The following is a 21,097-nucleotide window of genomic DNA, read 5'->3' as shown; positions in this document are numbered from 1 at the left end:
ATTCTTCCGGACGGGGAGGGCCGTGCGCACTCCACTACAGCTGGCGCTGGTCGCGGCGGTCGGCTACCTGGTCGCCGGCGGCCTGATCGGCGTCACGCTGCTGGCCGCGCACGGCAGCACCGCGGTCGCCGGCACGCCGGCCGCCGCCCCGGCCCCGTCGACCACCGCCGCCGCCGGCCCGCCGGCAGGGTTTCAGCAGGTCAGCGGCCCTTCGGGGCTGGTCACGGTGATCCCCGACGGGTGGACGGTCAGCCCCATCCGCAACGGCTTCCAGGCCGACGACCCCCAGCACGGCGGGGCCAGCGGCCGCTTCGTGCGCTACCAGGGCGTGGCCGGCGAGGCCGACCTCTACACCTGGCTGACCGCCTACGAGAAGCAGTCGTGGTCCACCCAACCGGGTTACCAGCGGGTCCAGATGAGCCAGCAGAAGCTCCAGGACAACCCGGCCGTGCTGTGGGAGTTCACCTATACCCTCAACGGCCAGCCGCGGCACGTGAAGATCCTGTACTGGAACGCCAAGGGCACCCAGTACGACGTCTACGCCTCGGCCCCGGCGGCCACCTGGGCGCAGACGTCGCCCCTGTTCGACAAGATGGTCGCTAGCTCCGCCGTGCGGTAGCGAACCGGGGGCGACCGGCCAGGTCGGGGTGGTCCATCACCTCGGTCAGGACCCGCCGTGAGGCCAACAGGGCCGGCACGGACTCGCCCTGGGTGTCGTCGTGCTCGATGGCGACGCCGCCGCCGGGAGCGAGCAGCCGGGCGGCCAGCGCGACGACGTGCCGGATGACGTCGAGCCCGTCGCCGCCGGAGAACACCGCCTGCACGGGATCGTGGTCGGCAACCTCGGGCGGCACCGCGGTTCCCATTGGCACGTAAGGGGGATTGCACAGCACGAGGTCGACCGCACCGTCCATTTCGGACAGAATGCCGGGCGTGGTGACGTCGGCCGAGTGCAGCCGGATCGGGGTGTCGCCGGCGGTGGCCTGCTTGTCGGCGTTGCGGCGGGCCCAGGCCAGCGCGGAGCGGTCCATCTCCACCGCGTGCACGACGGCGTCGGGCCGGGAATGCGCTACCGCCAAGGCCAAAGCGGCGGATCCGGTGCACAGGTCGACCACCACTGGGCGAGACTTGCCTTGCAGCTGAGCCAATCCCCACTCCAGCAGCAGCTCGGTCTCCGGCCGTGGCACGAAAACGCCGGGCCCGACGTCCACTGTGATCGGTCCCAGCGGGGCCCAACCCAGCAGGTGCTGCAAGGGGATCCGCTTGGCCCGCTGGTGCACGAGCTTGCCGATGCCGTCGATCACCTGCGGGTCGACCAGCGGCACCAACGGCAGCTTCATCCGCTCCACGCCGACCACGTGGGCGGCGATCTCCTCGGCGTCCCAGCGCGCGCTGTCGATGCCGGCCGCGGACAGGATGCGCTCCGCGTCGAGAATGGCCAGCCGCAGGGGCTGGCGGTGGCGCACGTCAGCCATTGCTGCCCACTGAGGCCAGCCGCTCGGCCCGGTCGGCCACGGCCAGCGCGTCCAGCAGCGGGTCCAGCTCGCCGGCCAGCACCAGGTCCAGGTTGTGCGCCTTGAAGTTGATGCGGTGGTCGGAGATCCGGTTCTCCGGGTAGTTGTACGTCCGGATCCGCTCGGAGCGGTCCACCGTGCGGACCTGGCTGCGGCGGTTGGCGGACGCGTCCTGCTGGGCCTTCTCCTCGGCCAGCGCCTGCAGCCGGGACTTCAGCACCTCCATGGCGCGGGCCTTGTTCTGCAGCTGCGAGCGCTCGTTCTGGCAGGACACCACGATGCCGGTGGGCAGGTGGGTGATGCGCACCGCCGAGTCGGTGGTGTTGACGCTCTGGCCGCCGTGCCCGGACGAGCGGAACACGTCCACCCGCAGGTCCTTCTCGTCGATCTCGACGTCCTCGACGTCCTCGACCTCCGGGTAGACCAGCACGCCGGCGGCCGAGGTGTGGATGCGGCCCTGCGACTCGGTCACCGGCACCCGCTGCACGCGGTGCACGCCGCCCTCGAACTTCAGCCGCGCCCAGACGCCGTCGAGGTCGTTGCCCTTCGACTTGATCACCAGCGTGGCGTCCTTGTAGCCGCCCAGATCCGAGTCGGTGGCGTCGAGCATCTCGGCCTTCCAGCCGTGCTTCTCGGCGTAGCGCAGGTACATCCGCACCAGATCGGAGGCGAACAGGGCCGACTCCTCGCCGCCCTCCCCCGACTTGACCTCCATCACGACATCGGAGCCGTCGTGCGGGTCGCGGGGCAGCAGCAGCTCGGTCAGCCGGTTCTCCAGCTGCGGGATCCGCTCGCGCAGCTGTTCGGCCTCGGCGGCGAACGTCGAGTCCTCGCCCGCCAGCTCCTCGGCCGCGCTGATGTCGTTGCGCACCTGCTCCAGCTCGCGGATGGTGCGCACCACCGGCGTCAGCTCGGAGTAACGACGTCCGAGCTTGCGTGCCGTCGCCTGATCGGCGTGCACCGAGGGGTCGGCGAGCCGCACCTCCAGCTCGACGTACTCGGTCAGCAGCGCCTCAAGGGCCTCAGGGACGGGTCTGGTCACACTCCCTAGTCTGCCTAACGACCGGAGCTGCCACCCGATCGGGCCAGCGCGACGGCCTCCAGCTGCGAGCCGACCTCCAGCTTGGCCAGGATCGACCGGATCTGGCTGCGCACCGTGGCCACCGACACGACGAACTCCTCGGCCACCTTGGCGGCGCGCTGACCTGCGGCAAGGCGGTCGAGGACCTCGCGCTCGCGGGCGGTCAGCCGGTCGAGCAGGCGGGTCCGGTCGTGGTCGCCGCGGTTGAGTTCGTGCAGCTCGCGGCGCTCCTGCTCGGTCAGCATCGAGCGGCCGTTGACCGCGGCCGCCGCGGCCTGGACGAGCTGCTCGAACGGCGCGGCCTTGGACACCCAGCCGATCGCGCCGGCCACCACCGCGGCGGCGATGCGGTTGCGGCTGGACGACCCGGTCACCACCAGCACCTTCCAACCCGCGGCCCGCAGCGGCATCACCAGGTCGGCGCCGTCGACGTCGAGGCCGAGGTCCATGTCCAGCAGCGCGAGGCCGGGCTCGCCGGTCTCCGCCTCGGCGATGATCGCCGCCTCGGAGGTCACCGGGCACCGTCGGGCCGGAATGCCCTGTCCCCGCAACGCCAACACCAGTGAGGTGGCCACGATCGCGTGATCGTCGATCACCAGGACGGGTGGCTTCACGGGCGGCCCGCAGGCACGGCCAGCGCCGCGACGGTGCCGTGGCCGTCGTCGGCGGGCCGCAGGGACAGCGATCCGCCGGACGCGCCGACGAGCTGCTGGCTCAGGTGCAGCCCGAGCCCGCTGCCGCCGCGGGCCTCGTCATGCACGCCGCGCCGGAACAGCCTGCCGCGGACCTCCGGGGCCAGGCCGGGGCCGTCGTCGCGCACCTCGACGTGCACGCTCCGGCCGTTGGCCCGGGCCTTGACCTGCACCTTCGCCCCGGGCGCGTGCCGCTCGCAGTTGGCCAGCAGGTTGGTCACGACCTGGGCGAACGCGTCGGCCGGCATGGTCGTGCGCAGGCCGGGCTCGATGTCCAGCTCGACGTCGAGGCCGTTGGTCCGGCGCAGCGTCACGATCCGCGTGAGCACGGGATCGACGGCGCAGCCGGCCGGCTCGGCCCGCTGGTCGAGCAGGTTGCGCAGGCGGCCGATCTCCTCGCGGACGGCCTCGCTGAGCAGCTCCCGGTCGTCCTTGCCGGCGTGGCTGAGCACGTGGGTCATGCCGTCCAGGCCGGCCAGCACGTTGTGCAGCTCGTGGTCCAGCTCGGCGATGCGGTCCACCCGCAGCTGCGAGGTCTGGAACCGCTCGCGTAGCCGGCGGGCCAGCGCCGCGCACATGATGACCGCGCCGCAGACCCGCAGGCTGGCGCCGCCGAGGCCCATGTTGCCGGTCTCGCGCATGATCTGCGCGATCGCCACCACCACCATGCCGGCGCCGATGCCGTAGGCCATGGGCACGCGGTTGCGGATGCCGTACGCGATGTAGGTCAGCGTGACCGCGCTCCAGGCCACGATGAGGAACCGGCCCAGCACGCCGGTGGTCGCCAGGTCGTCGAGCGCCGGGGTGGAGTCGATCACCAGGGCCAGGGCCACGCTCAGCACCACGCCGAGCAGGCCGCCCCGCCAGCCGGTGGTCAGCCCCGGCTGGCCCGGCGTCAGGGCGAAGGCCAACAGCACCAGGAAGAAGAAGCCGCCGGTGGTGCGCAGCAACGCCATCAGGTGCTGGGCGTCGGCGCTGGTGAAGGCGATGACGGTGGCCGGGAGGGCGACCAGGGCGTAGACCGTTACGGCGGCGGCCAGTCCGGCGATACCTCTCCTGTCGTCCATGCCCGCCAGGAAATAGGCCATCACGACACCGCACGCGGTGACACCGGCCACGGCGATGACCAGCATGAGCTGGCCGGCCTGGTCCGGGATCAGCGTGCGGGCCGGAGACAGGTTGACACCGATCGTCGCGAGCACGACGACCACCACCGGGATGCGGACCGCCGGTATTCGTGTCAACCAAGCCTGCCCTGTCATGCGCAGCCCCCTGCCCACAACGTCGGCGCGGTCGTGGGAGATCGACCGCTTGATGATGCTTCAACCAACCGGCCTATCGACCGGGCGGCCGGACGCGTTATCCGGTATTCGGGTACGAATGTCGGCAACCGAGACATCATGCATCCCGTGAGCCGGTTACCGGCCGGTCGGCGGATACCCAATTTTGACGATGAGCCGGGCCGGGCGCCGGGTGCAGTCTTGTGGAGTCAACTTCGCCGGGGTCCGGGAGAGCCCCCGACGGGGCGATGCAAGACCGTGGCGGCGTCGGTAGCCCCCAGCCGGCGCCGTCCCGGCGTATCCAGCACCACGCACCAAACACATTCCCAGCTCGAACGCGCCCGCTTGCAGACGGGTAGGGCCCGGGCACACCCACATCCGGGCCATGTCTTCACGCGAGAGGGCCCCGCAGCCACTGGCTACGGGGCCCTCTAGACGTTTGGCTAGGCCCTACCTACTTGGCGCGCTTGCCGTAGCGGGCCTCGAAGCGGGCGACGCGGCCGCCGGTGTCCAGGATCTTCTGCTTGCCCGTGTAGAACGGGTGGCAGTTGGAGCAGACCTCGACGTGGATGTCGCCGTTGCGCTTGGTGCTGTGGGTCGTGAAGGTGTTGCCGCAACCGCAGGTCACGGTGGTCTCCACGTACTCCGGGTGAATGCCGGCCCTCATGTGCTCTTTCCTCTCATCGGCGGCCGCCGGGTCCCCGTGGGGTGAACCGGAGCCTTACTCGACCATCCATTCTGCCAGATGGCCCGACACCTGCTGAAACAGGCCGGTGGGTCGGTTTGTTCCCCGTCGACCACTCGCCGCTCGGCGCGGCCCGCTGACCGCCCCCGACGGGCCATACACCGACCTCACCCGCCCGCCGAATGGCCCATTCGCCACACTGTGCCCCGTGTCGTGCGCACTCGAAGCCTGCTTGCCGGCGCGGCCGCTCCCGGTCGCGCTGTGGCTGGTCGTGCCCGTGCTGTTCACGGCCACGGTCCTGGGTCTGCTGGGCGCCGCCTTGCTGGCACTGGAGGTGGGCGACGGCACGCAGCCGTTGTCCGCGCCGGTGTTCGGGGCGGCGGCCGCGGTGACGGCGGCGCTGCACTCCGGCGTGACCTGGGGGCGACGCCATCGACTGCGGCGCATCGCGCTGTTCTACCCGGTGCTGGTGCTGGCCGTGGGCATCGGGCTGAGCTGGCTGTCCCTGCCCAACCTGCTGGCCATGGCCATCGGGGCGCCGGCCGCGGTCGCGGCGGTGGCGGTCTGCCTGTGGGTGCGCGCCGACTACCAACTTTCGTCTGACCACGAGGCGTGACCGACCGCTCACGTTTCCGGTCACGGCAATCGCCGATGACGTGTCCTCGGTCACGCCCCTAGCGTCGCTCCCAGCTCGTCAGGAACTCACCTGTTGATGGGACACGACGTGAAGAGTTTTCTGCAGACCGTGGCCAAGGCCGCATTAGCCGTCACCCTGTCCGTCACCGCGATCGGCGCCGTCCCGCTGGCCGTGGCCTCGGCCGCGCCGGCGGTCGTCGCCGCGCCCATGTCGTCGGGCGACGGCACCGCCGCCGGGGCGGTCGCCTGGTACAAGGCGCACAACGGCAGCACCGCCTACCAGGGCTACTGCGAGAAGGCCGCGGAGAACGCCTACGGCACCACCGGCGTGTGGGCCTCGGCCAACGCGCACTGGAACGGCGCCTCTCCCAAGCACGCCGGCGACAAGAACCCGCCGCTGGGGGCGTTCGTCTACTGGAACATCAGCGCGTACGGCCACGTGGGCATCTCCGACGGCGCCGGCGGCTTCTGGGCCTCCAGCGTCAACGGCCGGATCGGCCACGTCACCAAGGCCATGGGCGGCGTGAACTACTTCAACGCCTACCGCGGCTGGACCCCGGCGGCCCGCCCGCACCAGTAAGCCACCTGTCCGGGGACCCGCAGCTCCCCCGCAAGGGGTCCCCATCATGCAGGGAAGGACGCCTTACCCGCGTTCAACGAGGGTAAGGCGTCCTTCCCTGCATAACGGCTCTGCATAACGGCCCTGCACTAAGGCCGGCAGCGAAGAGGGGCCCTTCCCGGGTGGGAAGGGCCCCTCTCAGCGTTGGGCGATCAGTTGTCGTCGCCGTTGCCGCCCGGTGTGGTCTTCGCCACCTGCATCAGGAACTCGATGTTGGTGCGGGACTTGCGCAGCCGGTCCAGCAGCAGGTCGATGGCCTGCTGGCTGTCCAGGGCGTGCAGCACGCGGCGCAGCTTGTGCATGACGGCCAGCTCGTCCGCCGGGAGCAGCAGCTCCTCCTTGCGGGTGCCGGACGGGTCGACGTCGACGGCGGGGAAGACCCGCTTGTCGGCGATGCGCCGGTCCAGCTTGAGCTCGGCGTTGCCGGTGCCCTTGAACTCCTCGAAGATGACCGTGTCCATCGTCGACCCGGTCTCGACCAGCGCGGTGGCGAAGATGGTCAGCGAGCCGCCACCCTCGATGTTGCGCGCCGCGCCGAGGAAGCGCTTGGGCGGGTACAGCGCCGTGGAGTCGACACCACCGGACAGGATGCGGCCCGACGCCGGCGCGGCCAGGTTGTAGGCCCGGCCGAGGCGGGTGATCGAGTCCAGCAGCACGACCACGTCGTGGCCCATCTCCACCAGGCGCTTGGCCCGCTCGATGGACAGCTCGGCCACGGAGGTGTGGTCGCCCGGCGGGCGGTCGAAGGTGGAGGCGATGACCTCGCCCTTCACCGACCGCTGCATGTCGGTGACCTCTTCCGGACGCTCGTCGACCAGCACCACCATCAGGTGGCACTCCGGGTTGTTGGTCGTGATCGCGTTGGCGATCGACTGCAGCACGGAGGTCTTGCCGGCCTTGGGCGGCGACACGATGAGCGCGCGCTGCCCCTTGCCGACCGGCATCACCAGGTCGATGACGCGGGTGGTGAGGATGTGCGACTCGGTCTCCAGGCGCAGGCGCTCGTTCGGGTAGAGCGGCGTGAGCTTGGTGAACTCGGGCCGGTTGCGCACCTGGTCGGGCTCGAGGCCGTTGATGGTGTCCACGCGCACCAGCGGGTTGAACTTCTGCCGCTGCTGCTCGCCGTCGCGGGGCTGACGCACCGCGCCGGTGATGTTGTCGCCGCGGCGCAGGCCGTGCTTGCGCACCAGCGACAGCGAGACGTAGACGTCGTTCGGGCCGGCGAGGTAGCCGGAGGTGCGCACGAAGGCGTAGTTCTCCAGCACATCCAGGATGCCGGCGACGGGCAGCAGCACGTCGTCGTCGCGCACCTCGGTGTCGCCACCGCCACCGCCGGCCTGGCCGCGCTCGTCGCCGTCACGGCCACGCCTGCGGTCACGGAACCGACGGCCGCGACGGCCGCCGCGCTCGTCGTCGTCCTGCTGCTGGCGGTTGTCCGGCCGGTTGTTCTGCTGCCGGTCGCCACGGTCGTTGTTGCGGTCGCCGCGGTCGTTGCGGTCGCCACGCTGGCGGTCGCCCCGGTCGCTGCGCTCGCCACGGTCACTGCGCTCGCCCCGGTCGCCACGGTCGCGCTGCTCGCCGCGGTCACGCTGCGGGCGCTCGCCGTCCTGCTGACGATCCTGCTGGCGGTCCTGACGCTCCGGGCGCTCGTTCTGCTGGCGCTCCTGACGCTCGGCCTGCGGCTGGCGCTCGGCCCGGTCGGCCTGCGGCTGCTCGGCGCCGCCCTCGGGGGAACCCGCGGGACGGCTGGCGGCGCGGCGGCGGCGGTTGTTGCGACGGCCGCCCTCCTCGTCGCTCTGCCTCGGGGCAGGCGTCTCGGCAGAGGCCTCGTTCGACGGCGCAGTGGCCACCGGAGCGGCCTCGACGGGGGCGGGCGCGGCCACGGCCTTCTCGGCCTTGGGGGCGTCGGCCTTCTTGGTCTCGCGGGACTTCTCAGCGGTGCGGCGGGCCGGCTTGGACGCGGTGACACCGGTCAGCGGCAGCTCGGCGGTCTCGGCGCGGCCGCCGGAAGACCCCTGGCGCTCCTTGATGGCGGCGATCAGGTCGCCCTTGCGCATGCCCGCGGTGCCGCTGATGTTGAGTTGGCCGGCGAGCTCGCGCAGTTCCGCGAGCACCATGCCGGACAGTCCTGCGCGGCGCTTCGTGGTGGTCAGCGGGGTCTCCTTGGATTCGGTACGGGGGGCAGGAGCCGAGTCCTGCGGGGAACCCGGCGCGGCGGACACCGCGTCGCTGCCCAAGAGATCGGTGTTGCTCACACATGTCCTTCCTGACCGGTCCGAGCCTCCTACTCGGACCAGCTGCGCCGTCCCCAGAGAGCAGAACGGCGCGGTTGCCCGTGAGCGGGCCGGAAACCCGCGAACTCGGGACTTGTCGGTCACCACAGCGGCCGGGTATCCCGCCAGACGTCGACTACAGACGTTCCGATCGGGAGATGCGTACCGGGACGAGTGCCCGGGCACGACACCGGCGCCCGTGCGCTCGGTGACTGATCTACCCTGAGGGTAGACGGCACGCCGGCATGGTGCAACAACCGGTCCCCGGCGTGGCGCAACCTCGTGCAACCGCCTCCACCAGCATTTTGTTCCAGAATCAACCGATCGGCCGAACCTGTACGCCGTCCCGGTCGATTTTCAGGGCCCGCGCGTCGAAACCGGTCAGATCGAGCCCCGTCGGAACCACTCGATCGCCACTGACCAGCGTGAACACCGTCGGGCCGGCGCCGGACACGGTGGCCGGGAAGCCGGCCGCGCGCAGCGCTTCGACAACACGGATCGTGTCCGGCCAGGCCGGTTCGCGATACCCCTGGTGCAGCCGGTCCTCCGTCGCGGGCATCAGCAGCTCGGGCGCGGTCGTCACGGCGTGCACCGCCAACGCTGCCCGTCCGGCCGCGAAGGCCGCGTCGGCGTGCGGCACCTGCGCCGGCAGCAGGCCGCGGGTGGTCTTGGTGGACGACTCCGTGGACGGGATGAACACCAGAGCCCGCAGGTCGGCGTGGGGTTCCAGGCGCACGGCCCGGTAACGTTGTCCCTTGTCGCCCTCGCCCCAGGCCAGCACGAGGCCGCCGAGCAGGCTGGCCGCCGCGTTGTCGGCGTGGCCCTCGAACTCCGCGGCCAGCTGCAACGCCCGGTCATCCAACGTCCGGCCGGCCAGCGCGTAGCCGGCGGCGACGCCGGCGACCACCGCGGCCGCCGAAGAGCCTAGGCCCCGGGAGTGCGGGATCGCGTTGTCGCACCGGACAATCAGGCCATCGGGCACTCCGTCGACGGCCCGGATCGCCCGTACCAGCAGGTGGTCTTCATCCAGCGGCACCTGGCCCGCGCCCTCGCCCCGAACCTGCACGTCCAGTCCCGAAGCGGCGGCTTCCACCGTCACCTCGTCGTACAGGCCCAGCGCGATGCCCAGGGCGTCGAAGCCGGAGCCCAGGTTGGCGGTGGAGGCGGGAACCCGGACGTGAACCGCCCTCACACCAGCTCCAGGGCGTGCGCGACCGCACCGGGCTCCACCGGCAGCACCTCGACCTCCGGCAGGCCCTTGAGCGCGGTGTCCGGGTCCTTCAGCCCGTGACCGGTCACGGTGCAGACGACCGTGGAACCCTTGGGCAGCCTGCCATCCCCGGCCGTCATCAGCAGCCCGGCGATGCTGGCCGCGGAGCCGGGCTCCACGAACACGCCCTCGCGGGAGGCCAGCAACCGGTACGCGGCAAGGATCTGCTCGTCGGTGACAGCGTCGATCAGACCGCCCGAGTCGTTACGGGCGGCCACGGCGCCGTCCCACGAGGCCGGGTTGCCGATGCGGATCGCGGTGGCCACGGTCTCCGGGTGCTTCACCGGCTCACCCCGCACGATCGGCGCGGCGCCGGCCGCCTGGAAGCCGAACATCCTTGGCGGGGCGGCAATCACGCCGTCCTTCGCGTACTCGGTGTAACCCTTCCAGTACGCGGTGATGTTGCCGGCGTTGCCGACCGGCAGCAGGTGGATGTCGGGCGCCTGCCCGAGCACGTCGCACACCTCGAAGGCCGCGGTCTTCTGGCCGTCGATGCGGATCGGGTTGACCGAGTTGACCAGGGTGATCGGGTACTCGACGGCGGTCTTCTGGGCCAGTTCCAGGCAGTCGTCGAAATTGCCGTCCACCTGGAGGATGCGGCAGCCGTGCATGACCGCCTGGGCCAGCTTGCCCAGCGCGATCTTGCCGCTGGGCACCAGCACCGCGCACGTGAGCCCGGCCTTGGCGGCGTAGGCGGCGGCCGAGGCGGAAGTGTTGCCCGTGGAGGCACAGATGACGGCCTTCGAGCCCTGCGCGACCGCGAGCGTGATAGCGGCCGTCATGCCGCGGTCCTTGAAGGAGCCGGTCGGGTTCGCGCCCTCCACCTTCACGAAGACGCGGCTGCCGGTCAGCTCGGACAGGTGCCTGGCCTCGATGAGCGGCGTGCCGCCCTCGTGCAGGGTGACGATCTCGGCGTCGGCCGGCACCGGGATCCGGTCCCGGTACGCGGCGATGATTCCCGGCCAACCAGCCCTGGTGGCTGTGGTCATGACTCTTCCCCTTCGACCCGCATGACGCTGACGACCTCACGGACCACCGGCAGGCCGGCGATCTTCTCAACGGTTCCGCGCAGCGCTGCGTCGGAGGCGGCGTGCGTGACGACCACGAGGCTCGCGTCCACGGGACGGCCCTCCTGGCGCACCACGGCGATGCTGACGTCGTGCTCGGCGAACACGGCGGCGACCTGGGACAGCACACCCGGACGGTCGGCCACGTCCAGGCTGATGTGGTAGCGGGTGCTGGCCTGGCCCATGGGCCGGACCGGCAGCTCCGCGTAGGCCGACTCGCGCGGCCCACGGCCGCCGGCGACGAGATTGCGCGCCACGGCGACGAGGTCGCCCAGCACCGCGCTCGCGGTCGGGGCGCCGCCCGCGCCCTGGCCGTAGAACATCAACTGGCCGGCCGCGTCCGCTTCCACGAACACCGCGTTGAACGCGCCACCGACCGAGGCCAGCGGGTGGCTGTTGGGGATCATCGCCGGGTGCACGCGGACGGCGACGGACTCCACGCCCTCGGCGTCGGTGACCCGCTCGCAGATCGCCAGCAGCTTCACCGTACGGCCGAGGCCACGCGCCGCCGTGATGTCGGCGGAGGTGACCGAGGAGATGCCCTCGCGGTGCACGTCCCCGGCGGTGACCCGGGTGTGGAAGGCCAGCGAGGCCAGGATCGCCGCCTTGGACGCGGCGTCGAAGCCGTCCACGTCCGCCGTCGGGTCCGCCTCGGCGTAGCCCAGCCGGCTGGCCTCCTCCAACGTCTCGGCGTAGCCGGCGCCCGTGGCCGACATCGCCGACAGGATGAAGTTGGTGGTGCCGTTGACGATGCCCATCACGCGGTTGATCCGGTCCCCGGCAAGGGATTCCCGCAGCGGGCGCAGCAGCGGGATGGCGCCGGCCACGGCCGCCTCGAAGTAGATGTCCGCGCCCGAGGCGTCGGCCGCCGCGTACAGCTCGGGGCCGTGCTCGGCCAGCAGCGCCTTGTTGGCCGTGACCACGGACTTGCCGGCGTTGAGGGCCTTCAGCAGCAGCGAGCGCACCGGCTCGATGCCGCCGATGACCTCGATGACAACGTCCACATCGGACTCGACCAGCGAGTCGGCGTCGGAGGTGAGCAGCTCGGCCGGCACCTCGCGGTGCTTGTTGGGCCGGCGCACCGCGATGCCGGTCAACCGCACCGGCGCGCCGATCCGGGCCGCGAAGTCCTCCGCCTGGTCGGTGAGCAGCCGCGCCACCTCGGTGCCGACGGTGCCGCAGCCGAGCATCGCGACCTTGATGGGTTTCACGACTATGCCTCCAGGCGGAACAGGTCGTCCTCGGTCTCCCTGCGCAGCAGCAACCGACTCGCACCGTCCTTGACGGCGACGACCGCCGGACGGGGCAGCCGGTTGTAGCCGTTGGCCATGGCGTAGCAGTACGCGCCCGTCGCGGCCAGGGCGAGCAGGTCGCCCGGCGCGATGTCGGCCGGCAGCCAGCAGTCGCGCACCACGACGTCGCCGGACTCGCAGTGCTTGCCCACCACGCGGGACATCGCCGCCGGCACGTCCTCGTCGACGCGGCGGGACACCAGCCGGCAGTCGTAGGCCGCGTCGTACAGGGCGGTGCGGATGTTGTCGCTCATGCCGCCGTCGACGCTGACGTAGCGGCGTACGGCGCCGCCGCCGAGCACCACGTCCTTGGTCGTGCCGACCTCGTACACCGTGACGGTGCCGGGGCCGGCGATGGCGCGGCCGGGCTCGACCGCCACCCGTGGCACCGGCAGGCCCTCGTTCTCGCACTCCTTGCGGACGATCTGCCGCAGCTGCTCCGCGAGCTGCGCGGGCGGCGGCGGGTCGTCGTCGGGCATGTAGGCGATGCCGAGGCCGCCGCCGAGGTCCACAGTGGACATATCGCTGAGCGCGTCGTCCCCGTGTTCCTTGTGCAGCGCGGCAAGCAGGCCGATCACGCGGTGGGCGGCGATCTCGAAGCCGTCGGCGTCGTAGATCTGCGAGCCGATGTGGCTGTGCAGGCCGACCAGCGTCAGCCCCTCGGCCTTGAGCACGCGGCGGGCCGCCTCGGCGGCGTCGCCGCCGGCCAGCGAGAAGCCGAACTTCTGGTCCTCGTGCGCGGTGGCGATGAACTCGTGCGTGTGCGCCTCGACGCCGACCGTCACACGGATCATCACGGCCTGCCGGACGCCGCGCCTGCGCGCGATCTCGTCGAGCCGGGCGATCTCCAGGAACGAGTCCAGCACCACGACGCCGACGCCGGCCCCGACCGCCATGTCGAGCTCGGCCGAGGACTTGTTGTTGCCGTGCAAGGCGATCCGCTCCGGCGGGAACTCCGCGCGCAGCGCGATGGCCAGCTCGCCGCCGCTGCACACGTCCAGCCCGAGACCCTCCTGCGCGACCCAGCGGGCGATCTCCACGGACAGGAACGCCTTGGACGCGTAGTGCACCGCCGTCGGGTCGCCGAAGGCGTCGGCATAGGTGCGGCAGCGCGTGCGGAAGTCGTTCTCGTCTACGACGAACAGCGGCGTGCCGTACTGCTCCGCGAGGTCGCGGACGTCCACGCCGGCCAGCGTGACGACGCCGTCCTCGCGGCGGCGGGCGCCCAGCGGCCAGACGTTGGCCGGCAACGCGTCCAGTTCGTCCGAAGTGGACGGTCGGGTTCCCGCGGTGTTCGCCGGCACCATCACGTCGGCGTGACGTGGGCCGGCGGGGTGTGCGCGCATCGCAGCTACATCCGTTCCGGTGCAGTGACTCCCAGCAGGGCCAACCCGTTGCGCAACACCTGTTGCGTGGCGAGGTAGAGGTGCAGCTGCGGGACCGCCCGCGGCGACACCTCCTCGTCGCCCTTGGGCAGCACCTTGGCCAGGGGGTCCTTGTCGTCGTAGTACTTGTGGAAGGTGCCGGCCAGCTCTTCCAGGTACCGCGCCACCCGGTGGGGCTCGCGCAGCTCGGCCGCCGAGGCGACGGCCTTCGGGAACTCGCCGAGGGTGCGGATCAGCGCACCCTCCTTGTCCAGGGTCAGCAGGCTCAGGTCGGCGTCGGCGGCGTCGCCCAGGTCGATCTTCAGGTCCGCGGCGTTGCGCAGCACGCTGCACACCCGGGCGTGCGCGTACTGCACGTAGTAGACCGGGTTCTCGGCGGTGGTCTTGCGCAGCAGGTCCAGGTCGATGTCCACGGCCGAGTCCACCGACGACCGGATCAGCGAGTACCGGGCCGCGTCCACGCCGACGGCGTCGACCAGGTCCTCCAGCGTGATCACGGTGCCGGCGCGCTTGCTCATCCGCACCGGCTTGCCGTCCGAGACCAGGTTGACCATCTGGCCGATCAGCACCTCGACGGTGTCCGGGTCGTCGCCCAGCGCCGCCGCGGCCGCCTTGAGCCGGCCGATGTAGCCGTGGTGGTCCGCGCCCAGCATGTAGATGCACAGGTCGAAGCCGCGGTCCCGCTTGTCCTTGAAGTACGCGATGTCACCGGCGATGTAGGCCGGCGCGCCGTCGCTCTTGATGACGACCCGGTCCTTGTCGTCGCCGAAGTCCTTGGACCGGATCCACCAGGCGCCGTCCTGCTCGTACAGGTCGCCGGAGGCCTTGAGCCGCTCGACGGCCCGCTCGACCGCGCCCGACTCGTGCAGCGAGTGCTCGTGGAAGTACACGTCGAAGTCGGTGCCGAAGTCGTGCAGGGTCTGCTTGATCTCGTCGAACATCAGGTCGACGCCGATCCGCCGGAACGTCTCGTCCCGCTCGGCGTCGGGCAGCGAGAGCACGCTCGGCTCCCGCTTGACCACCTCGGCCGCGACGTCGTTGATGTAGCCGCCGGCGTAGCCGTCCTCGGGGGCGGGCTCGCCCTTGGACGCGGCGACCAGGGACCGGACGAACCGGTCGATCTGCGCGCCGGCGTCGTTGAAGTAGTACTCCCGCGTCACCTCGCCGCCCTCGGCCTCCAGCACGCGGCCCAGCGCGTCGCCGACCGCGGCCCACCGGGTGCCGCCCAGGTGCACCGGGCCGGTCGGGTTGGCCGAGACGAACTCGAGGTTGATCTTCTTGCCGGCCAGCAGCGTGTTGTGGCCGTAGCCCGCGCCGGCCGTGAGCACCTCGCGCACGAGGCTGCCCTGCGCGTCGGCGTCCAGCCGCAGGTTGAGGAAGCCCGGGCCGGCGACCTCGGCCGCGGCCACGCCGTCCTGCTTGGCCAGGGCCTCGGCCAACCAGCCGGCGAAGTCCCGGGACTGGATGCCCAGCTTCTTGGAGACCTGCAGCGCCAGGTTGGTGGCGTAGTCGCCGTGCTCGGGATTGCGGGGTCGCTCCACCGTCACCTCGGCCGGAAGCACGGCGATGTCCAGTCCTCGGGACGTGAGCACATCGACGGCGGTGGTGCGGACGAGGTCGGCAAGAGCGGCTGGAGTCACCGCAGCAGTCTAGGAGAGCGTATCCGCACGTCGCGATGGGGTTACTCACGTCCCGGGGGGTGGAACGCGCCTGGTCTGCGGTGTTCGTCCGTCCGGGTCTGACGGAATTCTCATGCCCGGTCCCTACACTGGCCGCCGAAGGTCTGGACCGGTGTGGTCCAGCTCACTACGCCAAGGGCGGGGAGATGGCCGGCGGTAAGAAGAAGGGCGGCGGCGGCAAGAGCGCCGTCAACGCGGCACGCGGACAGATGCCGGGCAAGGGCAAGCCCTGGGGCACCATCATCGCGGTCGTCGTCGTGCTGGTGCTGGCCGTCGGTGTGTTCGGCTACACCTACGTGCAGATCAACGCCAAGAACGAGGCGCAGGCCGCGTTGGCGCAGTGGCAGCCCAGCGACAGCAACAAGGACCCGTCGACCAAGATCCCGGGCGTCGTGGTCAAGGACTACAAGTCCGGCCAGCACGTGCAGCCCACCCAGCGGGTGGCCTACGACCAGTCGCCGCCCTTCGGCGGCCCGCACGACGGCTTCTGGGCCGACTGCCAGGGCATCGTGTACCCGAACGCGGTGCGCAGCGAGAACATGGTGCACGCGCTGGAGCACGGCACGGTGTGGATCGCCTACAACCCGGACAAGGTCAAGGGCGCCGATCTCGACACGCTCAAGCTCAAGGTGCAGGGCAAGCAGTTCATGATGCTCTCGCCGTACCCGGGCCTGGACAAGGCGGTGTCCCTGCAGTCCTGGGGCCACCAGCTGAAGGTGGACAGCGTCAAGGACTCGCGGATCGACGAGTTCATCTCCGCGCTGCGCACCAACCAGTACGAGTACCCCGAGGTCGGCGCCAGCTGTGACGCCCTGGGCCCGGGCCAGTTCGACCCGGCCAACCCGCCGCCGTTCGACCCGTCCAAGCCGGGCCCGGACGCCGTGCCGATGACCGGCACCGGCGCGCAGGACGCCGCCAACGAGCAGGGCGGCACCCCGCCGCCTTCCGGTTCGGGCGCCGCCCCGACCAGCACGACCGCGTCCAAGTAATGGCCGAAACCGAGGAGCTCGACGAGGTCGCGGAGGAGAACCTGCCCACGGGGCCGGTCTCCGCGACCACGCGGGTGCTCGTGCTCACCGCCGCCGCCGTGGCGATCCTGCTGCTCGGCGCCGCCGTCGGGCTGCTGATCAAGCTGCCCGGCAGCGGCGACGCGGCCGCCGACAACCCCGGCCCCGGCTCCATCGAGGTCGGCTTCGCGCAGGACATGGGCGTGCACCACCTTCAGGCCGTGACCATGGCCAACTGGGCCCGTGACCACACCCAGGTGCCCGAGATCCGGCAGCTGGCCTTCGACATCCAGTCCACTCAGCTGGACCAGGAGGGGCGGATGCGCGGCTGGCTCATGTTGTGGGGCCAGCCCGAGCAGACGCCCACCGGGCGCTACATGGCGTGGATGGCCGGGCCCAGCGACGGCATGGCCGGCATGCCCGGGATGAACGGCAACCAGATGCCGGCCAACGGTGTCGACCACATGCCCGGCTACGCCACCAACGCGGAGATCTCCAAGCTCCAGTCGTTGACCGGGCCGGACATGGACACCTACTTCCTACAGCTGATGCTCCGCCACCATCTCGGCGGCGCCCCCATGGCGCAGTTCGTCGCCGACCACTCGTCCATTCCGGCGGTGCGCGTGCTGGCGGAGAACATCCTGAAGTCCCAGGGGGCCGAGGTCGACCTGATCAAGCAGATGCTGGCCGCCCGCAACGCCCAGCCCCTGCCCATGAACTGACCTGGCCCGGTTAGGAAGGGACCATTCCTCCACTCCGAGTGGAGGAATGGTCCCTTCCTAACTTCACGTCGTGGATGAAGTGGGGCGTACGCACAAGGGGGCTGTCCCTTGCGGGACAGCCCCCTTGTGTCGTTCGGGAAGGGGCGAAAACGGCGCGGCGGCCCGCTTCCCGAACTGAGGTGGACCTGACCCCCGTCTCGGCCTGCCTCGATGATCCCCTGTGCGACCCTTTTCCCCTCCGAGGAGGTGTTGCTCACGCTATGCCACCAAAGACGGGCATGGGTTCCGCCAAACGAGTGAAACGTTCAAATCAAGCGTTCGCGCCGCTGCGCTGAGTCACCAAATTCTCGCCTCGACGGTCGAAGACGATGTCCTGCGCGGCCCGCAGCGCCGTGGCGATCGCGCCGGTCAGCACCGCGTCCTCACCCAGCTCGCCAGGGGCGATCCGGGGCGACAGCGGGCTGATCTCGCGCACCGCCTTCTCCAGCGGGTCGATCAGCAGGTCCGTGTTCGAGCCGATGCCGCCGACCAGCAGCACCAGCTCCGGGTCGATCACCGCCGACACCGAGGCCACCAGGAAGGCCAGCTTCGTCGCCTCCTGCTCGACCACGGCCCGCGCGCACGCGTCACCCTGACGGGCCAACTGGAACACCTCGCGGGCCGAGCTCGCGTTGCGCACGCCCTGCTCCTTGGCCAGCTTCACCACCGAGTTCGCCGCCGCCGCCTGCTCCAGAATGCCTGGCGTGGATGGGGTCCAGCCCTCCGAGTCGGTGTCCGTCCAGCCGTACGGCAGATAGCCCACCTCGCCCGCGGCCCCGTGCGCGCCGCGGAACAGCTGCCCGTCGACCACGATGCCCATGCCGATGCCGGTGCCCACGTTCACGCAGACGAAAACGTCCACGCCACGGGCCGCCCCCTGGTCCCGCTCGCCCACCGCGGCCAGGTTGGCGTCGTTCTCCACCAACAGGCCCGGCCCGAGCACCGCCTCCAGCTCGTCCAGCAGGCCGCGACGGCCCCAGCCGGGCAGGTTCGGCGCCAGGTGCAGCATGCGGCCGCCGCGGTCGGGCACGCCGGGGCTGCCCACCACCGTCTTGACCACATCGGACAGTGTCATGCCGGCCTGCGCCACCACACCCGTTGCCATGTCGTGCACCGTGCGGACCAGCGCGCTGGCCGAACGGCAGCGGTTGGGTTCGTCCACTTTGGCCACGACGGTGCCGGCCAGGTCGGCCACCGCCAGCCGCAGCCGGCCGCGGCCGATGTCGATGCCCAGCACGTGCCCGGCCGCCGGATCGGCCTCGTACAGCACCGCCGTCCGGCCCGGGCCGGACGAGGTGCGGCCCGCCGGGCGGACCAGGCCGTCCTGCTCAAGATCGAGCAGCGCCTGCCCCACCGTGGGCTTGGACAGTCCGGTGTCGCGCGCGAGGCTCGGCCGGGTCGCGGCGCCGCCCCTTCGCAGCCGGTCCAGCACGATTCGCTGGTTGAGCTCCCGCATGCTCGCGGGCGTGCCGACCTGTGGCGCCCTCACACCCACTGCCTCCGTGTCCAGGGGCCAAGGCCCCGCCGATCCCCCATAGTAGGAGGCCACGGCGTCAATGGGCGTGAGCCGCCATGGCGCGGCGCAGACCTGCGAACGTCGGATACACCGACACCCCCGGATCGGCGTGGGCCGTCTGGTCGAAAGAGACCATGGTCCAGACCAGTTCGCGGCCGAGGCCCGCCGTGTAGACGACCACCCCGCAGCCCGCGCAGCGGGCCACCGCCGCCACCGGCGTGACCGCGAGGGGATGGTCGTCGCCGACCGCCCCCGCCAGCTGTTTCTCCAGCGCGGTGCGCTGGTCGGCGGACGCGAGCAGCCACGACTCCGGGAAGAGTCCGGACGGCGTCACCGGCCCAGTCTCCCGCAAGATCAGGTCACGACTTCGGCGGCAGTCCCCCTCGGCGTGTTCCCTGCCACACCGTCTTTATGTTAAGAACCTTTCCTAATTCGAGCCAGGGAGGTGGGCGTGGCTACGGGCACGCAAAAGGGGCAGGTGGGCCTCGAACGGCGCATCGGGCCGTGGCAGGCGACCGCCATCAACATGACGCAGATGTGCGGGATCGGTCCGTTCCTCACGATCCCGCTGATGGTCGCGGCGATGAACGGGCCGCAGGCCATGTTCGGCTGGGTCATCGGCGCGATCATCGTGCTGGCCGACGGCCTGATCTGGGCCGAGCTCGGCGCGGCGATGCCGGGCGCCGGCGGCACCTACATCTACCTGCGGGAGGCGTTCCAGTACCGGACCGGGCGGCTGATGCCGTTCCTGTTCGTGTGGACCGCGGTGCTGTTCATCCCGCTGATCATGTCCACGGGCGTCATCGGCCTGGTGCAGTACCTCGGCGTGCTGTGGCCGGCGGTGGTGGACGACACCGGCGCCGTCAACACGCTCGGGCACGTGGTCGGCGTGGTCATCACCGGCCTGGTCGTCGTCCTGCTGTACCGCAAGATCGGCGACATCACCAAGGTCACCACGGCCTTCTTCGGCGTCATGCTGGTCAGCATCCTGGCCGTCATCATCGCCGCGTACAGCCACTTCAGCGCCTCGTTGGCCTTCGACTTCACGCCGGGCGCGTTCGGCTCGGGCGGCGCGTTCTGGACCGGTCTGGGCGCGGGCCTGATCATCGCCGTGTACGACTACCTCGGCTACAACACCAGCGCCTACCTGGGCGGCGAGGTCCGCGAGCCGGGTAAGACCCTGCCGCGGTCGATCATCCTGTCCATCGTCGGCATCATGGCGCTGTACCTGCTGCTGCAGATCGGGATCCTCGGCTCGGTGCCGTGGCAGGACGTGGCCAAGTCCTCGTCCGTCGCGACGCTGGCCGTGTCCACCGCGTGGGGCTCGGGCATCGCCAACGTGGTGACCGCCCTCATCGTGGTGACCGCCTTCGCGTCGGTGTTCGCCGGCCTGCTCGGCGGCTCCCGGGTTCCCTACGAGGCCGCGCGGGACAAGCTGTTCCTGCCCGTGTTCGCCAAGCTGCACCCGAAGGGGCACTTCCCCACCGCGGGCCTGCTGGTGATGGGTGTGATCACCGCCATCGCCTCGCTGTTCCCGCTGGGCGTGGTGATCAACGCGCTCACCGCCGTCATCGTGCTGGTGCAGTCGGTCGCGCAGATCGCCGCCCTGGTCGTGCTGCGGCGCCGGCAGCCGGGCCTGGTTCGGCCGTACAAGATGTGGCTGTTCCCGGTGCCGTTGATCATCGCGTTCGTCGGCTGGGCGTTCCTGTACTACTCCACCGACACGCTGTCCCAGATCCTGTCGGTGTCCTGGGTGGTCATCGGCGTGGTCGCGTTCCTGATCTTCGCCCGGGCCGAGCAGGTCTGGCCGTTCGGTCCGAAGGAGATCAAGGAGGAGTACCTCACGACATCGACGTCAGACGCGTGAGCTCCGCGTCGATGTCCACCCACAGGTGCTCGTTGCCGGGCATCACGATCTCGTAGGTCTCGTCCAGGAACTCGGCCAGATCCTCGGCCGGGGCCTCGAACACCGCCTGGCCCGACGGCGAGAGCAGCTCCACCACGACCATCTCCACGTCGCTGTCCGACGGCCTGATCCGGATGTCGCCCTCACCGGCGTCGCCGATCAGGCCGTCGGCCAGCAGGTCCCGGCCGAACGCCCACTCGACGCAGTCCTCGCGGCCCGGGCGGAAGGCCGCCACCACCGCGAACGGATCCAGCGTGTCGTAGCGCAGCTCCACCTCCAGCGGCACCAGGAAGTCGTGCGCGGCCAGGAAGCCGAAGTCGACCCTCGACGTGATCACCTTGCGGTCGTTGCCCATGTTCTCCATGTGGTCCATCCCCTTCGCTCTCTCACGTCATCACCCGTGACAGAGGTGGGACGCAGCACCCGTGGGATAC

At 70.9% G+C, this 21,097-nt stretch carries 20 protein-coding genes; 6 read left to right on the top strand and 14 right to left on the bottom strand.

Annotation, left to right across the window (positions count from 1 at the left end; all coding sequences use genetic code 11):
• Positions 1 to 22 precede the first annotated feature (22 nt).
• Positions 23 to 619, top strand: coding sequence for a hypothetical protein (locus AB0M73_RS01795; protein WP_363885608.1), 597 nt, complete (start codon positions 23 to 25; stop codon positions 617 to 619).
• Here AB0M73_RS01795 and prmC read toward each other — a convergent pair.
• From prmC to rpmE, 5 genes are all read right to left on the bottom strand, one after another.
• Complete coding sequence (prmC, locus tag AB0M73_RS01790; protein ID WP_363885606.1) at positions 600 to 1,475, bottom strand: peptide chain release factor N(5)-glutamine methyltransferase; 876 nt, start codon at positions 1,473 to 1,475, stop codon at positions 600 to 602. The genes AB0M73_RS01795 and prmC overlap by 20 nt on opposite strands.
• The gene (gene prfA, locus AB0M73_RS01785; protein WP_363885604.1) at positions 1,468 to 2,556 is read right to left on the bottom strand and encodes a peptide chain release factor 1; all 1,089 of its coding nucleotides are present in this window, start codon (positions 2,554 to 2,556) and stop codon (positions 1,468 to 1,470) included. Before prfA ends, prmC begins: the two co-directional genes overlap by 8 nt.
• Positions 2,557 to 2,570: 14 nt before the next feature.
• A complete protein-coding gene (locus AB0M73_RS01780; RefSeq protein WP_363885602.1) occupies positions 2,571 to 3,209 on the bottom strand; it encodes a response regulator transcription factor in 639 nt (212 codons plus the stop codon).
• The gene (locus AB0M73_RS01775; protein ID WP_363885600.1) at positions 3,206 to 4,549 is read right to left on the bottom strand and encodes a HAMP domain-containing sensor histidine kinase; all 1,344 of its coding nucleotides are present in this window, start codon (positions 4,547 to 4,549) and stop codon (positions 3,206 to 3,208) included. Before AB0M73_RS01775 ends, AB0M73_RS01780 begins: the two co-directional genes overlap by 4 nt.
• 472 nt (positions 4,550 to 5,021) lie before the next feature.
• Positions 5,022 to 5,234 carry a 50S ribosomal protein L31 gene (gene rpmE / locus AB0M73_RS01770; RefSeq protein WP_043722329.1) on the bottom strand — a complete coding sequence of 71 codons (213 nt, stop codon included), beginning with the start codon at positions 5,232 to 5,234 and terminating at the stop codon, positions 5,022 to 5,024.
• A gap of 226 nt (positions 5,235 to 5,460) precedes the next feature.
• Between rpmE and AB0M73_RS01765 the strand changes: the two genes are divergently transcribed.
• Positions 5,461 to 5,868, top strand: coding sequence for a hypothetical protein (locus AB0M73_RS01765; protein ID WP_363885598.1), 408 nt, complete (start codon positions 5,461 to 5,463; stop codon positions 5,866 to 5,868).
• Positions 5,869 to 5,976: 108 nt separating this feature from the next.
• Positions 5,977 to 6,468 (top strand): CHAP domain-containing protein, encoded by a 492-nt coding sequence (locus AB0M73_RS01760; RefSeq protein WP_363885596.1) that lies wholly within the window; start codon positions 5,977 to 5,979, stop codon positions 6,466 to 6,468.
• A 191-nt stretch (positions 6,469 to 6,659) separates the two neighbouring features.
• Here the strand turns inward: AB0M73_RS01760 and rho are convergent, their stop codons facing one another.
• The 6 genes from rho to argS form a co-directional block, all read right to left on the bottom strand.
• On the bottom strand, positions 6,660 to 8,762 hold the full coding sequence (gene rho / locus AB0M73_RS01755) for a transcription termination factor Rho (RefSeq protein WP_363885594.1): 2,103 nt from the start codon (positions 8,760 to 8,762) through the stop codon (positions 6,660 to 6,662).
• 334 nt (positions 8,763 to 9,096) lie between these two features.
• Positions 9,097 to 9,972, bottom strand: coding sequence for a homoserine kinase (gene thrB, locus AB0M73_RS01750; RefSeq protein WP_363885592.1), 876 nt, complete (start codon positions 9,970 to 9,972; stop codon positions 9,097 to 9,099).
• Positions 9,969 to 11,039 (bottom strand): threonine synthase, encoded by a 1,071-nt coding sequence (gene thrC / locus AB0M73_RS01745; RefSeq protein ID WP_363885590.1) that lies wholly within the window; start codon positions 11,037 to 11,039, stop codon positions 9,969 to 9,971. Before thrC ends, thrB begins: the two co-directional genes overlap by 4 nt.
• Entirely contained in the window at positions 11,036 to 12,328 is a 1,293-nt protein-coding gene (locus AB0M73_RS01740) for a homoserine dehydrogenase (protein ID WP_363885588.1), read from the bottom strand. The genes thrC and AB0M73_RS01740 overlap by 4 nt, the downstream gene beginning before the upstream one ends.
• A 2-nt stretch (positions 12,329 to 12,330) precedes the next feature.
• A complete protein-coding gene (lysA, locus tag AB0M73_RS01735) occupies positions 12,331 to 13,755 on the bottom strand; it encodes a diaminopimelate decarboxylase (protein WP_363885586.1) in 1,425 nt (474 codons plus the stop codon).
• 5 nt (positions 13,756 to 13,760) lie between these two features.
• Positions 13,761 to 15,434, bottom strand: coding sequence for an arginine--tRNA ligase (gene argS, locus AB0M73_RS01730; protein WP_363885584.1), 1,674 nt, complete (start codon positions 15,432 to 15,434; stop codon positions 13,761 to 13,763).
• A gap of 185 nt (positions 15,435 to 15,619) precedes the next feature.
• Here argS and AB0M73_RS01725 point away from each other — a divergent pair, with 185 nt between their 5' ends.
• Together AB0M73_RS01725 and AB0M73_RS01720 are read left to right on the top strand one after the other, a co-directional pair.
• A complete protein-coding gene (locus tag AB0M73_RS01725) occupies positions 15,620 to 16,462 on the top strand; it encodes a DUF3105 domain-containing protein (RefSeq protein ID WP_363885583.1) in 843 nt (280 codons plus the stop codon).
• A complete protein-coding gene (locus AB0M73_RS01720; RefSeq protein WP_363885581.1) occupies positions 16,462 to 17,202 on the top strand; it encodes a DUF305 domain-containing protein in 741 nt (246 codons plus the stop codon). The genes AB0M73_RS01725 and AB0M73_RS01720 overlap by 1 nt, the downstream gene beginning before the upstream one ends.
• A gap of 310 nt (positions 17,203 to 17,512) precedes the next feature.
• Here the strand turns inward: AB0M73_RS01720 and AB0M73_RS01715 are convergent, their stop codons facing one another.
• Positions 17,513 to 18,697, bottom strand: coding sequence for an ROK family protein (locus AB0M73_RS01715; RefSeq protein ID WP_363885691.1), 1,185 nt, complete (start codon positions 18,695 to 18,697; stop codon positions 17,513 to 17,515).
• A 97-nt stretch (positions 18,698 to 18,794) separates the two neighbouring features.
• On the bottom strand, positions 18,795 to 19,091 hold the full coding sequence (locus tag AB0M73_RS01710; protein ID WP_363885579.1) for a hypothetical protein: 297 nt from the start codon (positions 19,089 to 19,091) through the stop codon (positions 18,795 to 18,797).
• A 117-nt stretch (positions 19,092 to 19,208) separates the two neighbouring features.
• Here AB0M73_RS01710 and AB0M73_RS01705 point away from each other — a divergent pair, with 117 nt between their 5' ends.
• Entirely contained in the window at positions 19,209 to 20,624 is a 1,416-nt protein-coding gene (locus tag AB0M73_RS01705) for an APC family permease (protein ID WP_363885577.1), read from the top strand.
• Here the strand turns inward: AB0M73_RS01705 and AB0M73_RS01700 are convergent.
• Positions 20,599 to 21,036, bottom strand: a complete 438-nt coding sequence (locus AB0M73_RS01700) for an SsgA family sporulation/cell division regulator (RefSeq protein WP_232241091.1) — start codon at positions 21,034 to 21,036, stop codon at positions 20,599 to 20,601. The two genes, AB0M73_RS01705 and AB0M73_RS01700, sit on opposite strands and share 26 nt — an antisense overlap.
• Positions 21,037 to 21,097: the final 61 nt, after the last annotated feature.

The sequence above is a fragment of the Kutzneria sp. NPDC051319 genome, assembly GCF_040682195.1.
GTDB lineage: Bacteria > Actinomycetota > Actinomycetes > Mycobacteriales > Pseudonocardiaceae > Kutzneria.
Note: the sequence above shows the minus strand (reverse complement) of the source record. Positions and strands in the feature narration are given on the sequence as shown.

Bases quoted from the DNA above. Each gene is read 5' to 3' on its own strand.
- AB0M73_RS01715 (WP_363885691.1), bottom strand. From the start codon at position 18,697: ATGCGGGAGCTCAACCAGCGAATCGTGCTGGACCGGCTGCGAAGGGGC.
- AB0M73_RS01775 (WP_363885600.1), bottom strand. From the start codon at position 4,549: ATGACAGGGCAGGCTTGGTTGACACGAATACCGGCGGTCCGCATCCCG.
- rpmE (WP_043722329.1), bottom strand. From the start codon at position 5,234: ATGAGGGCCGGCATTCACCCGGAGTACGTGGAGACCACCGTGACCTGC.
- AB0M73_RS01720 (WP_363885581.1), top strand. From the start codon at position 16,462: ATGGCCGAAACCGAGGAGCTCGACGAGGTCGCGGAGGAGAACCTGCCC.
- thrC (WP_363885590.1), bottom strand. From the start codon at position 11,039: ATGACCACAGCCACCAGGGCTGGTTGGCCGGGAATCATCGCCGCGTAC.
- AB0M73_RS01700 (WP_232241091.1), bottom strand. From the start codon at position 21,036: ATGGACCACATGGAGAACATGGGCAACGACCGCAAGGTGATCACGTCG.
- prmC (WP_363885606.1), bottom strand. From the start codon at position 1,475: ATGGCTGACGTGCGCCACCGCCAGCCCCTGCGGCTGGCCATTCTCGAC.
- AB0M73_RS01725 (WP_363885583.1), top strand. From the start codon at position 15,620: ATGGCCGGCGGTAAGAAGAAGGGCGGCGGCGGCAAGAGCGCCGTCAAC.
- lysA (WP_363885586.1), bottom strand. From the start codon at position 13,755: ATGCGCGCACACCCCGCCGGCCCACGTCACGCCGACGTGATGGTGCCG.